We start from the raw sequence: 14,164 nt of genomic DNA, 5'->3' as shown, positions 1-14,164 counted from the left end.
GACGTACCGACGGCGGTTGCCGACACCGATGCGGTGGCAGCGGGTTCGTTCGCGCCGGTCGAGCTGGCCGAACTGCAGGGCCGTCGGCGGCAGCAGGGCCGACAGGTCGAAGCCGTCGCCGATGCCGCCGGGAGGGACGGAGAAGTTTCCGCCCGCGCTATTCGGCGAGCCGTTTCCGGGTCCGGCAGAGATCGAGCCGTCGGCGCCGAAGGCAACGTCGACATGGCTTGCTTCCAGCGCCGCGATCAGGGCAACGCGCGGCACCTCGACTTCGCCGAGGATGAAGGTGGGCACATTGAGCGCGCCGTCCTTGATGACGATCTCAGATCCGTCGGGCTGCACGAGCACGAGGTTGTGGCCGTCGACCTTGATGTTGTCGATCGAGACATTGGCCGGAAGCCTGACGACATTGCTGGCGTCGGCCACATAATCATGCGCCGCGCCCGCCGGTGCGTTTGCCGCAGCCGCCGGCGCTCCATTTGCCGGCGGGTTCGCGGCAGCTGCCGGTGCTTCGGGCTGAACGGGTGCGCCGCTGCCGACATCGACCGGTACCGGATCCGCCGGCGCGGCTTGCCCTGTCGAGGCGGCCTGCGCGACCTGGATTTCCTGCGCCGGTGTCAGGCCGGCGTGTTCAGTGGAAACCGCGCGCTCGTCAAAGGAAGCTGAAACGTTGTCCGAATCGATGTTGGTCGTCATGGCTGGAAACCCCTCCGGTATTTCCCGGGAAGAGACAGGGACGGCCTTGTCTTTGCAACAGTCGCTCAATCTGTTTCATATATTATGATATAGTAACTTTGCTATTTTTTACGCATGGTAAACCTTCGCCATATAACCCGGTATACTAGTGCTTTTCCGGACCCGTTTTGGTGAGGGTCGGCGGGCCGGGTTTGGCAAATATAAGTATAAATAAGAATAAAATTTTAGATAAAGTAGATGAAATGAATTGCTGCAAACTTATCCACCTTCATTTCCAATAATTTGAGACAGGATTGATAGCGTCCACAGTCAAAGGTGGGCGTCATGAAAACACAAAAAGCTCTGCTGGGGAAAGCCGGACTCGAGGTTCTCGTGCTGGCGATCGGCCTCTGCGGGATGCCGCAACCGTCATCGGCGAGCGCAGCGCCGGGTGATTCGGCATTCACGGGAACGCTTGCGAAAGTGGTCCGGGCACCCCTCAGCCTGGGCGGTGTTTCGCTGGCCAGATATCAGCCCTGGCAGCCTGCGGCGTCATACAGGATCGGCATGGTCTCCGGTGCCTATGGCTTCGGCGAGGTCGAGCGTGCGGAGGCCGCGTCAGCGGCGCAGGGTGGCGCCGGCATTGACCCTATCCAGACGGCCGCGATCATTCCGGGCGTGTTCGGCTCGGTCGCGCTGTCGATGCGCAACTTCCCGGTTGCGGCGCGCTGGGCGCCCGTCTACCGGGCGATCGTCGACTGCTCGGCCGGCAGCGCATGCGAACGCAAGAACACCTCCTTCGTCGCGATCGTCGACGCCGCCAAGGGCAAGGGGTTCAGCGACAGGCTGGCTTTCATCAACACGAGCATCAACCGCCTGATCGCCTACCGGAAGGACAGCGCCGTCTATGGCAAGCTGGACTATTGGGCGAAGCCTTCGGAAATCCTCGAGCGCCGAGCCGGCGACTGCGAGGATTTCGCCATTCTCAAGATGACGGCGCTGCTGCAGGCCGGCGTTCCGGCGCAGAGCATGTCGCTCGTCGTTCTTCAGGACCGCAAACGGAAATTCTTCCACGCCGTGCTGTCGGTGAGTACCGCCAGCGGTGCCTTCATCCTTGACAGTCTCGGCAATGCCGTCAGGCGTGACAGCGATCTGCCCGACTACGTTCCGCTCTATTCCTTCAGCATGGACCGGGCCTGGATCCATGGCTCCAAGACCGGCGGCGCCGAGATGGCCGACATCAAGGGCGGCGTTGCCGCGGTTGCCCCCGGCGAGGGCCTGGAGCCGGACATGGTCTCCGCGATTGTGGCGCCGACCCGCATGGGCCCGCGCTGAACACCTTCCCGGCCCCTCCGGGGTCAGCCGCTGAAGACGAAAGCCATCAGCAATTCCGGCTCGGCCACCGGCGCGCGCGCCACGTTGAGCTGGCCACGGTAGCGGCGCTCGCCGACGCCTATGACGAAACCGGTATTCACGGGCGTTTCGCCATTGGCCTCGAGCCGGGCGAAGATATCGGCCACGTTGAGGTCGAGCGCCAGCTTCAGGTCGTGCCGCGCATCGTCATTCGGGCTCGCCGGCAACTGGCGCTTGACCAGCTGCTGGAACGGCGCGTTGAAAGTAAGGATCTTCTTCGACGACGACAGCGCGAAGGCCGGCGAAGGGCAGGCGACAAGTATCGCGGTGATCGTCCTGATCGAGGCAAGCTTGCGCAGTGCAAGGTTCTCCTGCGCCAGTCCGCGCATGCAGGCGACCCTGATCGCCGAGGTCAGGTTCCCCTGTTCGGCGTGGCTTTCGGCAATCTCGTCGACCAGCATGCCGATCGTGCACTTGCGGCTTTCGGCCATCTGTTTGAGCGTCACCCAGAAGGCGCGCTCGAGGCGGATGCCGCGGCGCACGCCGCCACGTGCGACGACGCGGAATTCCGGTCCGAAATCCTCGGCGGTCAGCGGCAGGAGCAGCCGCTCGCCCTGGGGGATGGCAGGTGTGATGCTATCGCTCACTCATCGCCTCCTCGCGTGCCTTGTTGATCGGCTTCAAGAGATAGGTCAGGATTGTCTTTCGTCCGGTCTTGATGTCGACCGAGCAGATCATGCCTGGAATGATGGAATAGGTTTTGCCGTCCCTTGCCAGTGTCGACTTTTCCGTGGCGACACGCACCTGGTAGTACGGTTCGCCGGTCTTCTGATCGACCAGGCTGTCGGCGGTGATGTTCGAGACCTTTCCCTCGATGCCGCCGAAGATCGAGAAGTCGTAGGCCGTGACCTTGATCAGCGCTTCCTGGTCCGGCCGGATGAAGGCGACGTCGCGCGGCGAGACCCGCGCTTCGACCAGCAGGGTTTCCGAGGTCGGGACGATGCCGGCGACCACCGCGCCAGGCTGCACGAAGGCACCCAGCGTGTTCAGGTCCAGCGTGTTGACGATGCCGTCCACCGGCGAGCGGATATCGGTGCGCGCCACCTTGTCGGTGGCACCGCGGATGGTCTCCTCCACGACCGAAAGCTCGGCCAGCGCCTGGGTGAGCTCGTCCAGGGCCTCCTGCTGCAGCTGCAGGCCGAGCTCATCCACCTGCAGCTGCGCCTCGGTGATCGCCGCCTTGGCCTTCTTTATGGTCTCGCCGGCGAGATTGAGCTGGCCGTTCAGCTCGGTCTGCTCGCGCTCGACGCGAAGCTGCTCGGTCCTGGCCATCAGCCCCTTCTTGACCATCGCTTCGACCAGCTTGGCCTCCTGGTCGCTGACGATCAGGTTCTTCGACAGGCGGTCGAAATTGGCGGTTGCCTCGTCCAGTTCCTTCTCGCGCTGGTCGAGGCGCGACTTGAGCACCGACAGCTTGTTCTCGAAGTTTCCACGCCGCGCAACGAGCAGCCTCTGCTCATTGTCGCAGATTTCCGGGGCGACCGACTGGATGTCGGCCGGGCATGGAAAGGGGCCGGCAATGTTGCCGCTTTGCTCGTATTTGAGCCTTGCGATGCGCGTCTGCAAAGCGCGCGCCTTGGCCTGCTGCTCGCCGAGGCTGGAGCTGTTGCCCGTATTGTCGAGGCGGATGATCAGGTCGTTCTTCTTGACGACCTGGCCGATCTTGACGGCGATCTCCTGGACAACGCCGGCCTCGCTGGCCTGGATGATCTGGGTCTTCGAGGCAGGTATGACCTTGCCGTCGCCGCGCGCGATCTCGTCGACTTCGGCGAAGGCTGCCCAGCCGACGAAAGCGACGAACAGCGCCGCTATGATGTATATCGAGGCCGACGCGAAAAGCGGCGGACGATCTTCCCTTGCAAGCATCTACCCTGTCCCAGTCAGGCGCTCGACTTCTGCAGCGCCTGGATGACTTGTTCCTTCGGCCCGTCGGCGACGATCTTGCCCTGATCGATGACGATGAGGCGGTCGGCCAGCTCCAGCATGCTGAAGCGATGGGTCGAGACGATCAGCGTCGTGTTTCGCTCGAAAGCCACCTTCAGCTGCTTGATCAGCTGCCGTTCCGAGGCAAGGTCCATCGACCCCGACGGCTCGTCGAGAAAGACGATCTTCGGTCTGGTCAAAAGCAGGCGCGCGATCGCCACCGCTTGCCTCTGGCCACCCGACAGGTTGGTGCCGCGCTCGCCGACATTCATGTCGTAGCCGCGAGGATGACGGGAGACGAATTCATCGACACCGGCGGCCTTCGCGGCCTCGATGATGGCCTCGTCGCTCGCCTCCGGCGCCGCCATCAAAAGGTTCTCCTTGATGGTGCCCGAAAACAGGTCGCCGGCCTGGGCGACGATGCCGACCGCGGCGCGCACCTCCGAGGGGTGGTATTGGCGGATATCGATGCCGTCGACCAGCAGCTCCCCCGAGCTCGGCAGGAAAAGCCTGCCGATCAGGCGTCCCATCGTGGTCTTGCCCGATCCAATGCGGCCGATAATGCCGACACGCTCGCCAGGCTTGACCGAGAAATTCAGCCCGCTCAGTACCTCGGTTTCGGAGCCGGGATAGACGAAGCCGACATTCTTGAAGGCCATCGCGCCGTTGCGGATCGGGCGATTGACGAAACCCACCGTGTCCGGCCTGTCCTCCGGCTGCGACATGATCGAGTTGACGATCCTCAGCGACAGCATGGCCTGGCGGAACCGGGAGAGCGTGATGGCGATCTGGCCAAGCGGCGCCACGGCCCGGCTTGCCAGCATGACCGTGCCGATGATTGCCCCGGTGGAGACATACCCTTCCGAGAAGGCATAGGCGCCGGCCACGACCAGGGCGACGGTCACCAGCTGCTGGATGGATCCGGTGATGTTGCCGGCGGCGGCCGAAAGCTGCTTGATCTTTTCCGACGTGTTGGCAGCGTTCTTGGAATGCTCGCCCCATTTGCGCAGCAGGTACGCCTCGGCGCGCAGCGACTTGATCGTTTCCAGCGTCGAGATGGATTCGACCAGCAGCGCCTGGCGCTGCGAGGCCTCGTTCATCGAGGCCGCCACGCGCTTGCCGATGCGGCGCTGCGTCACCAGTCCGACGATGATGGAGATCACGAAGGCAAGCGCCGGGATGACCACCAGCCAGCCGCCGATTGCGTAGATGACCAGCAGGAAGACGAAGACGAAGACGGTGTCGATGAAGACGCTGATCGTGTTGGAGGTGAAGAACTCCCGCACAAATTCATATTGGGTGACGCGGCTTGCGTATTCGCCGGTTGAACCGGGCCGCGTCGATAGCGAAGAGTTCAGCACCTTCTCGAACAGGAGATAGGATATTCTAAGATCCGCCCTGCGCCCGGCATAGTCGATGAGCGAGGCGCGTGCCGTCTTCAAAAGCAGGTCGAACAGGATGACTGCGCCGATGCCCAGCGCCAGCACCCAGAGCGTCGCGATCGCCTTGTTCGGCAGGATCCTGTCGTAGACGTTCATGGTGAAGATCGGCGATGCGATGGCCAGCATGTTGATGAAGATCGCCGACAGCACGACCTTCGAATAGGTGCGCCAGAACGCACCCATCGTTCCGGTTAGCCAGTGCCGGCGCTCGATCTTCGGCGCCGAGCCGACCTTCATCGCCTCGGTGGTGTTGGCGTAGGTGATCGAGAAGGACGCGCCGCCGCTGATATAGCTTTCGGCCAGCTCGGACTTGCTGATCGTAGTGCGGCCGTTTTCCTGAGGGGCGGTGAGGTAGTCGCCGCTGTCGATTTCCGCCAGCAGCGCGACGGGCAACTGGCTGACGCGGAAAACGATGGCCGGAAGGTCGACGCGTCCGCGCAGGAAATCACGATGGTTGAATTCGCTGACCTCCAGGCCGATGCGCTCGGCCAGGTGCCTGATATCGGCGATCTCGATGCGCGACTCCCCGATCGGGACCCCGGCAAACAGCACGGTCTCCGCGCTCGGCCTGCCGAGATACGCCGCAACGGCCGAAAAACAGGCCTTGAACGCCTCTTTGGGCGACAGGATATGTGGCTGCTGATTCACGACCCGCCCCGAAGGACCAGCGATCGACTTACATCGGCTGCTTCTTCCTGACTGGCGCGAGGATGTCGAACGGCAGATCGTTCTTCTGCTCCGACGGGGTCCGCGCATAGGTTTCGGTATCGGCGGTTTCCGGCACGCCGAACTCGGTTCGCGCATAGGCCGTCGACTGCTTCGCCGGCGCGATGTTCATCGTCTTCAGCAGCTCTCCCGTCGCCGCCAGCAGGCGGTACTGGGCGAAAAGCGAGGCGTAGGACGCGGTATCGGCCAGCGTCGCCGTGTTGAAGCGCGTGTTCTGCGCGTCGAGCACGTCGAGCAGCGATCTCTGGCCGACCTTGAACTGCTCGCGATAGGACCCGACCAGCCTTTCATTGGCGGCGGCCTGTTGCTTCAGTGTCTTTGCCAGGTCGGCTTGCCGGAAGCGACGGTCCCAGGAGGTGCGGACCGCTTCCTCGATCTCGCGCAGAACCTGATGCAGCGCAAGGCGCTGTTCGCTGGTGCGACGGATCTGTTCCTGCTCGTTGGCCTTGTCGATGCCGCCCCGATAGAGGTTCCAGCGCAGCACCACCCGCGCCTGCAGGTCGCTGGTATCACCGTCATTGCCGTCGATGTCGGTGCCGGCGCGGGCAACGCCCTCGGCGATGATCGACGGTCCGAATTTCGCCCGTGCGGCGTCGACCAGGGATGCGGCGGCGTCGATGTCGCTGTTGGCCATGTGCACGCGCGGATTGTTCTGCCGCGCCAGCCCGATCGCCTCGTCAAGCGAGCGCGGCAGGGCAGCGGAGACATCGCCCGGCCGCGAAGCATTGGTCAGCGGTTTTCCAACGGTCTTGAAGAACCGTATCTTGGCGGCTTCAAGTTCCTCGGTGGCTTCCTGCATGCGCGCCTTGGCGGCGAACAGCCGCTCCTCGGCCTGCTGGCGGTCGGCCTCGTTCAGCGCGCCGCCGGCGATGCCTTGCTGGATGTCGCCGAGAATGGACTGATGGAAGCCGAGGTTCTTCTTCGCCTCCGAGACGATCTGAGCCTGCAGCATGTATTCCAGATAGTCCTGGACGACGGACAGCCCGATGAATTCGGACCGCTCCAGCACCCGGAACGACGCGCCGTCGACCCGTGAGGCCTGACGGTTCAATTCGGCGCGCCTTGCGCCGCTGTCATAGAGCGTCTGCGAGACCGTCAGATCGGTTTCGGCCGGATAGAGCGCGTCATCCTCTATGGAAAGCGCGCGCCGGGATGGATTGTCGAGACGGCGGGCGCCGGCCGATGCTTCCAGATCGACGCTCGGAAGGTAGAGACCCTTCGCCTGGCGCAGCTCGAATTCGATCGCCTCGCGGTTCTGGATCGCCTGGCCGATCTCCGGATTGGATTCGACCGCGACCGCTATGGCTTCCTTGAGCGTGAGTGCGCTAGCAGTCCCACAAGCCAGCATCGAAACTGTCATGGCGAGCGCAATGCGCCAGCCAACGGTGACATTACCCGTCCTGTTCATTTCTACCCCGTGACTTTGTATCCCCGCGCCCGTGTTGTTTTTTTAGGCGCTCAGTGCCCAAGCCTGCCACCGGAGCTCTCCCACGATTATCTATCAAAATTTCGCAACGTGTGAGCGCTTATTCATTTGGGGGCCCGCCAAAAACGAGAATCCGGCCATTAGTTTCGCCGGATGTAGCAAAAATGGCACAGAAAGGACGGGCCGCTGACCCGCCATTTGGTGTGAAAGGAACGCCAATTGGCGTGAAAGGAGCAAAAGTACCCTTCGCGCAAACGAAGTACAAAACGCGGCGCACATAGAATCACGCGCTGGCGTCGGCCGGTCTTCCAGCACCGGCAAGGCAATGTGCCTCCAGCAAAATATGACCGTGGGCAGCAAGGGTTCAACCGCCGGCAGAATCGCGGCCTGAATACTTCTCGCAGCGAAGCCGGCCTCCGGTGCAAAGGCTTGCCATTGGGCCAGCCATCATGATGCCGTGTCCCCCGGTGCGACAACGCGCCATGCGGGTTCGGGGGTGAAGGATACAGCTTCGGCGCGCAGCGGCGGAGCGCATGGGTATGGCGTGTGCGGTTGCGTTCAAACTATGTGTTTCTGCGCTCGTTCCTGCCTTGGCTGGAGAGTCAAAGGCGCCGAAGGAAAACCGCTGCGCGCTTTTCCTTTAATTGCTCCAAATCCCAGAGAAATTGCCGCCGTTTTGCCGGTTTCATTGGCAATGGAGGGCGGTTGCCTGCTATTGCCGCTTCAAATAAAAAAGCATGGACGTTTCCGCATGACCAATGTCGCCCTGACCGGGCTTGCCCGCGATCTCGCCAGACGGGCCGCCGAAGGCCGTCCGGTGCGCATCGGCGTTATCGGCTCCGGCGAGATGGGCACCGATCTGGTGACGCAGGGCATGCTGATGCCCGGCATTTCGGTCGCGGCCATCTCGACACGGCGCCCGCACACCGCCCGCGACGCGATCCGCATCGCCTATGGCGACGAGGCCATGGCGGCTGAGGCCGACACCGCTTCGAAGGTCAGCCAGGCGATCGAGAGCGGCAGGATCGCCATCACCTCGAACGAAATGCTGGTCACCAATCCGCTGATCGACGTCGTCATCGACGCCACGGGAAAACCCGGCGTCGCCGCCGACTTCGACCTGATGGCCATGGAGCACGGCAAGCATCTGGTGATGATGAATGTCGAGGCCGACGTCACCATCGGCTGCTATCTGAAACAGCAAGCCGACCGGCTAGGCGTCGTCTATTCGGTCGGCGCCGGCGACGAGCCGTCGAGCTGCATGGAACTGATCGAGTTCGCCTCGGCGCTAGGCTACACCATCGTCTCGGCCGGCAAGGGCAAGAACAATCCGCTCAACCATGACGCGGTGCCCGACGACTACCGCGAGGAGGCGCTGCGCCGCAACATGAACCCGCGCATGCTGGTCGAGTTCGTCGACGGCTCGAAAACCATGGTCGAGATGTGCGCCATAGCCAACGCCACCGGTCTGGTGCCGGATGTCCCAGGCATGCATGGTCCCAAGGCCGACCGCGACGAGCTCGCCAAGGTGCTGATCCCGAAGGCCGATGGCGGCATCCTGTCGAAGAAGGGCGTCGTCGACTATACGATCGGCAAGGGCGTGGCGCCCGGCGTCTTCGTCATCGTCGAGGCGACGCATCCGCGCGTCATCGAGCGCATGGACGATCTCCATGTCGGCCACGGCCCCTACTACAGCTTCTTCCGGCCCTACCACCTGACCTCGCTGGAAGTGCCGCTGACCGCCGCCCGCATCGTGCTCCATCGCCGGCCCGACATGGTGCCGCTGCCGAGGCCGGTGGCCGAGGTCTGCGCCGTCGCCAAGCGCGATCTGGCAGCGGGCGAGACCTTCGACGCCATCGGCGAGACCTGCTACCGCTCCTGGACGATGACCGTCACAGATGCCCGCGCCAGCCGCGCCGTGCCCGTCGGCCTGCTTGAGGGCGGCAAAGTTCTGAAGCCGGTCAGGAAAGGCGAATTGCTGACCGCGGACAACGCCGCGCCTGACGAGACGACCAGGCTCTACGCCTTGCGCCGCAAGCAGGACGAGATGCTGTACGGCTGATCGAGTTTACTTCCCCAGCTCTATCGACCTCAGCCGCGCCGCTTCCACCGCTTCGGTCAAAAGCCTCGTCAGCCGCTCCTCGCCCATCAGCACGCCAAGCGCGGCGGCCGTCGTGCCGTTCGGGCTGGTCACCTGCTGGCGCAGCACGCCGGGGTCCTCGTGGCTTTCGGCGGCGAGCGAGGCGGCGCCATAGACCGTCTGCATGGCGAGCAGGCCGGCGGTCCTGGCCGGCAGGCCGGCCTTTTCGGCTGCAGCCGTCAGCGCCTCGATGAAATGGAAGATGTAGGCCGGGCCTGATCCGGACACCGCCGTTACCGCGTCCATCAAGCCTTCGTCGTCGATCTCGGCCACTTCGCCGCTCGCCGCCAACAGGTCGGCGACGAAGCGCTTCGTGTCGTCCGACACCAGCGGGTTGGAGAACACCACCATCATGCCCTTGCCGATGGCGGCCGGCGTGTTCGGCATGCAGCGCACGATCGGCGCACGGTCGCCCAGGATTTCGGTGAAGGTGTCGACGGGCGTGCCGGCGGCGACGCTGAGGAAGGTGGTGCGGCCGTCGCCGAAACGCTTGTAGGCGGCGGTCACGTCGCGGATCACTTGCGGCTTGACCGCGATGACGACGAGGGAAGGCACCGCGTCGGCCGGAATTCCGGCGGCATCCGCGGCGGCGCCGCAGCCCAGCGCCTCGGCACGCTTGCGCAACGCGTCATTGGGCTCGACCACGAACACGGCTTGCGGTGCAAGCTTGCCGGATTTCAGCCAGCCCGAGAGCATGGCGAAACCCATATTGCCGCAGCCGGCGAGAACAAGCCTGATTGTCATTTGGATGCCTCCGCGGGAACGGCCTTCCCATAGACGCTTGCGGCGTGGCGGGAAAGCCCCGTCGAAGCCAGCTCAGGAAGAGCGGCGCACCGCCAGCGGCCGCAGCGCCACCTGCCTCAGCCCGAGCACGCTGAGCACGAAGAACAGCCAGACGGGGTCGGCGCGGCGGAAGAAGAAGCTTTCGAGGAAGCCGTTCAGCGCCGCGAACAGCAACACCATCATGAAGAAGTCGCCGAGATAGATGTTCTCCTTGCGCAGCGGGATGCGCATATAGTCGCGCAGCGGCGCGATCAGGAAGGTGTAGACCGCCAGGCAAAGCGCCGGAATACCCATCAGCACGGCGATGTCGAGATAGCCGTCATGGCCGTGCACAATGGTCCGGATGTCCCAGGGTCGGTCGAAGGGCTGGTCCTGGTTGAGCAGCAGCGGTGTCCCCCAGAAGCTCTCATAGCCGTAGCCGGTCCAGGGTTTCTTCGCCAGCATGCCGCCGGCGAACTCCCACAGCGTCGTGCGCCCGGTATAGGTAAGGTCGGGAAAATAGACCGCCGCCAGGTGCTTCACCGGCGGAATGAAGACAATGCCCAGCGTGCCGACCGCCGTGGCGATGATTGCCAGCGCGAACAGGATCGGCGTGCCGAGCCGCATGCCGATCAGGCTCGGCAGCACCACGATCAGGATCGAGAACGGCACCAGCCCGACCGTCGTCTTGGAGCCGGTGTGCAGCATGAAGATCATGGCGACGGCGAAGATGCCCGCGCCCCAGAGCTTCTGCCCCCGCCGATAGAGATAGAGCCCGGCGAAGCTGAAGCAGGCCATGATCGGCCCGGCGATGTTCTTGTGGGTGAAGACGCCGCGCCAGAGCCCAGCATGTTCGGGTTCCTGCGAGTCGGCCGTGTGCATGGCCTCATGCGGAAAGACGATCAGGCCGACATAGGAGAGGCCGATGACGACAATGGCGGTGAAGATGATGACCTTGGAGAAGCTTTCCGCGTCGCGCGGCAGCGCCAGGATCGTTGCCATGGTCAGGATGCCGATCAGCGTGAACGAGGCGGCGCGCATCGCCGAGGGCGGATCGGTCGCCAGCACCACCGATAGCATGAAGAAGCCGAGCATGAGCATCCAGGACGGGCTGAAGAGCGAGCGCGCCACCCGCGGGTCGGCGAACGCCATAAGCGAGAAGATCGAGATCGCGCCGAGCGAGCTGAAACCCAGCTGATTGACGATGTCGCCACCTTGGCCGGTCAACTCGGCGCCGGCCGGCTGGAACGGCCGGAACGACACCATGATGACGGTGAACAGCAGCGCCGCTATCGCGGTGGCGACGCCCTCGCGGGTGAACGCCGCGCTGAGCGGCGCCCGCTCAGTTCTTCTCAGGCTGCCGGTATTGCTCATTGGCGTATCCGAATTCGGCCATCACGCGGCCGAGGGCGACATGGATGGGATAGAGGCCGATCGCGACCGATCCCGTCCGCGCCAGCCGGATCGCGCCGCGCAGCGGCGAAGCGGCAAGCAGCGCCAGACTCTTGGCGAACACTTTCAGGCCGGCAAGCGGCGTGCCGGCGCGCTTCTTCTTCTCGACCAGCGTCGAGATCACGCCGTTGCGCAGGCTGCGGGCACGGATCCAGTCGGCCTCGACGCGCCGGGCGGGCACCGTCTCATGCACCTTGGCTGCGGCGCACCAGCCGAGCACGAAGCCTTTCTGGGCCGCTCGGCTGAGGAAATCGGAATCGCCGCCGCCCATGAAGTTGAAGCGCAGGTCGAGGAAGGGTGGGCTCATGGCGGTCAGCACGTGTCGCCCGACCAGGAGGTTGCCGGACGAATAGAGCGCAGGCACGCGGCCCGTCTCGCGATAGGGCGGCGCGAAGACCGGGTGCTCCGCCCATCTGGTATGCGTCGGCTCCGCGAACACCGGCACCTGCGGTCCGCCGATTATGTCGGCGCCGAGCGTCTCGGCCGCCTTGCACATGCGCTCCAGCCAGTCGGGATCGGCGAGCTCGTCGTCGTCGATGACCAGCAGGTGGCGGAAATTGGGAAAATGCAGGATCGCGGTCTGCCAGCCGGCGTTGTAGGCGCTGCAATTGCCGCGCTCATGCGCGATGATGACCAGACCCGACATTTCGCCGCGCTCGAAGGACGGCAAGGCCGCCTTGGCGCCGTCGCGCGCCTCGGCTTCGTTCTCCATCACGATCACGGCGAAGCGTCTCGCGGTCCGCTGAGCCTTCAGCGACGCCAGCGTCGCCAGCAGCATCTGCGGGCGCTTGAAGGTCGGCAGCGTAACGACCACCTCGATCGCCTCGGCGGCAAGCCCAGGGGAGCGTCCCGCGATCGATACCGAACCGTCCGATGGCAAGGGGATCATGCGCTCCAGCCGCAGGGGTGATTTTGGCCCTCGATAGCACTGCGATGATAACGTTTCGTTAATCACCTTTCGCGGCGAAATCCGCGACACCGAGACTCTCGGCGCCCATTTGGTTCACTTAATCAAGGGTTCACCCCGCTTTGCTATCTGGGTTGCGCTGGATAGGTGAGATGCATCTGCTGTTCGCCACATCGATCGTGCCCGACGGCGCTCTCGCTTCGGGCTATGAGATTGCCAACGCCGCGATCATAGACGCGTTGCGGCGCGCGGGCGTGCGCGTCACCGTGGTTGGCTTCAATTGGCCGGGAAAGCCGGCGGCCGACCCTGACAACACCATCGTGCTCGGCGCCGTCGACGTGCGCACCGAAAGCGCAGCACCGCTGCAAAAGCTCGCCTGGGTGGCCAAGGCGATGCTCTCCGGCCTCACCTTCGCCTCGGTCAAGCTGCGTATCGTTTCCGATGCCGAGGTCCGTGCCGCGATCGGGCGCGCCGGCCCAGTTGACGGTTATGTGCTGAACTCAGTGCAGTTCGCCGGCGCCTTCGAGACGCTCTTCGGCGACCGGCCGTCCATCTTTGTCGCCCACAATGTCGAGCACCGCTCGGCCGAGGAGAATGCCGCCGCCGCGGCAAGCCTCCTTCAGCGCCTCCTGTTTCGCCGGGAGGCGAGGCTGCTCAAGGTCATGGAAGAGCGGCTCTGCCGCCAGGCGCGTTTCGTCTTCACCCTGGCCGAGGAGGATCGCGCGGCACTTGGCGTCGCCTCCACCGACCGCTCGGCGGTGTTGCCACTGGTCACCCGCAGCCAGGCGCCGGCCGGCCGGAGGCGCATCGACTTCGACGCGGCCCTGATAGGCACCTGGACCTGGCAGCCGAACCGCATCGGGCTCGACTGGTTCCTGCAAAAGGTCGTGCCGCATCTGAAACCGGGTTTCCGCATCAGGATCGCCGGCGGCATGCCGGCGGGCATCACCTCCGCCCATCCCGGTGTCGAATTCGTCGGCCGCGTGCCTGACGCGCAGGCCTTCGTGCGCGCGGCCGCCGTTATCCCGCTGATCAGCACCGCCGGCAGCGGTGTGCAGCTCAAGACCATCGAGACCTTCGAACTCGGCTTGCCGTCCGTCGCCACCAGCCGCTCGCTGCGCGGCATCGGCCATCGCCCGGACAATTGTGTCGTCACCGACGATCCGATCGCCTTTGCCGCCGCGCTCGAGGCCGCCGCCGCGAATGCCAGGGATGTCGACGGCAGCGCCTTCCATCGCCGTCAGGTCAAGGCGCTCGATGCCGCGATCAAACTTGGCCTCGATAAGCTCGGTTCGGTC

At 64.3% G+C, this 14,164-nt stretch carries 11 protein-coding genes; 3 read left to right on the top strand and 8 right to left on the bottom strand.

Annotation, left to right across the window (positions count from 1 at the left end; genetic code table 11):
* On the bottom strand, positions 1-696 hold a 696-nt coding region (locus EOA33_RS08545), incomplete at its 3' end, for a hypothetical protein (RefSeq protein WP_210212559.1).
* A gap of 324 nt (positions 697-1,020) precedes the next feature.
* Between EOA33_RS08545 and EOA33_RS08540 the strand changes: the two genes are divergently transcribed.
* Positions 1,021-2,010 carry a transglutaminase-like cysteine peptidase gene (locus tag EOA33_RS08540; protein WP_126056482.1) on the top strand — a complete coding sequence of 330 codons (990 nt, stop codon included), beginning with the start codon at positions 1,021-1,023 and terminating at the stop codon, positions 2,008-2,010.
* 23 nt (positions 2,011-2,033) lie between these two features.
* Here the strand turns inward: EOA33_RS08540 and EOA33_RS08535 are convergent, their stop codons facing one another.
* From EOA33_RS08535 to EOA33_RS08520, 4 genes are read right to left on the bottom strand one after another with little or no spacing between them, the layout of a single operon-like run.
* On the bottom strand, positions 2,034-2,675 hold the full coding sequence (locus EOA33_RS08535) for a ribbon-helix-helix domain-containing protein (protein WP_126056481.1): 642 nt from the start codon (positions 2,673-2,675) through the stop codon (positions 2,034-2,036).
* Positions 2,665-3,954 (bottom strand): HlyD family type I secretion periplasmic adaptor subunit, encoded by a 1,290-nt coding sequence (locus EOA33_RS08530; RefSeq protein ID WP_126056480.1) that lies wholly within the window; start codon positions 3,952-3,954, stop codon positions 2,665-2,667. The genes EOA33_RS08535 and EOA33_RS08530 overlap by 11 nt, the downstream gene beginning before the upstream one ends.
* Before the next feature lie 14 nt (positions 3,955-3,968).
* On the bottom strand, positions 3,969-6,101 hold the full coding sequence (locus EOA33_RS08525) for a type I secretion system permease/ATPase (RefSeq protein ID WP_126056479.1): 2,133 nt from the start codon (positions 6,099-6,101) through the stop codon (positions 3,969-3,971).
* A gap of 28 nt (positions 6,102-6,129) precedes the next feature.
* A complete protein-coding gene (locus tag EOA33_RS08520; RefSeq protein ID WP_126056478.1) occupies positions 6,130-7,587 on the bottom strand; it encodes a TolC family outer membrane protein in 1,458 nt (485 codons plus the stop codon).
* A 769-nt stretch (positions 7,588-8,356) separates the two neighbouring features.
* Between EOA33_RS08520 and EOA33_RS08515 the strand changes: the two genes are divergently transcribed.
* Positions 8,357-9,667 (top strand): NAD(P)H-dependent oxidoreductase, encoded by a 1,311-nt coding sequence (locus tag EOA33_RS08515; RefSeq protein WP_126056477.1) that lies wholly within the window; start codon positions 8,357-8,359, stop codon positions 9,665-9,667.
* Positions 9,668-9,673: 6 nt separating this feature from the next.
* Here the strand turns inward: EOA33_RS08515 and proC are convergent, their stop codons facing one another.
* The 3 genes from proC to EOA33_RS08500 form a co-directional block, all read right to left on the bottom strand.
* Complete coding sequence (gene proC / locus EOA33_RS08510; RefSeq protein WP_127405418.1) at positions 9,674-10,489, bottom strand: pyrroline-5-carboxylate reductase; 816 nt, start codon at positions 10,487-10,489, stop codon at positions 9,674-9,676.
* 72 nt (positions 10,490-10,561) lie between these two features.
* A complete protein-coding gene (locus EOA33_RS08505; RefSeq protein WP_126056475.1) occupies positions 10,562-11,881 on the bottom strand; it encodes an O-antigen ligase in 1,320 nt (439 codons plus the stop codon).
* Positions 11,850-12,848 (bottom strand): glycosyltransferase, encoded by a 999-nt coding sequence (locus tag EOA33_RS08500; RefSeq protein WP_126056474.1) that lies wholly within the window; start codon positions 12,846-12,848, stop codon positions 11,850-11,852. Before EOA33_RS08500 ends, EOA33_RS08505 begins: the two co-directional genes overlap by 32 nt.
* 170 nt (positions 12,849-13,018) lie before the next feature.
* Between EOA33_RS08500 and EOA33_RS08495 the strand changes: the two genes are divergently transcribed.
* On the top strand, positions 13,019-14,164 hold a 1,146-nt coding region (locus EOA33_RS08495), incomplete at its 3' end, for a glycosyltransferase family 4 protein (protein WP_127405417.1).

The sequence above is a fragment of the Mesorhizobium sp. M4A.F.Ca.ET.050.02.1.1 genome (assembly GCF_003997725.1).
Lineage (GTDB): Bacteria > Pseudomonadota > Alphaproteobacteria > Rhizobiales > Rhizobiaceae > Mesorhizobium.
Note: the sequence above shows the minus strand (reverse complement) of the source record. Positions and strands in the feature narration are given on the sequence as shown.

Bases quoted from the DNA above. Each gene is read 5' to 3' on its own strand.
- EOA33_RS08540 (WP_126056482.1), top strand. From the start codon at position 1,021: ATGAAAACACAAAAAGCTCTGCTGGGGAAAGCCGGACTCGAGGTTCTC.
- EOA33_RS08530 (WP_126056480.1), bottom strand. From the start codon at position 3,954: ATGCTTGCAAGGGAAGATCGTCCGCCGCTTTTCGCGTCGGCCTCGATA.
- EOA33_RS08520 (WP_126056478.1), bottom strand. From the start codon at position 7,587: ATGAACAGGACGGGTAATGTCACCGTTGGCTGGCGCATTGCGCTCGCC.
- EOA33_RS08515 (WP_126056477.1), top strand. From the start codon at position 8,357: ATGACCAATGTCGCCCTGACCGGGCTTGCCCGCGATCTCGCCAGACGG.
- proC (WP_127405418.1), bottom strand. From the start codon at position 10,489: ATGACAATCAGGCTTGTTCTCGCCGGCTGCGGCAATATGGGTTTCGCC.
- EOA33_RS08505 (WP_126056475.1), bottom strand. From the start codon at position 11,881: ATGAGCAATACCGGCAGCCTGAGAAGAACTGAGCGGGCGCCGCTCAGC.
- EOA33_RS08500 (WP_126056474.1), bottom strand. From the start codon at position 12,848: ATGATCCCCTTGCCATCGGACGGTTCGGTATCGATCGCGGGACGCTCC.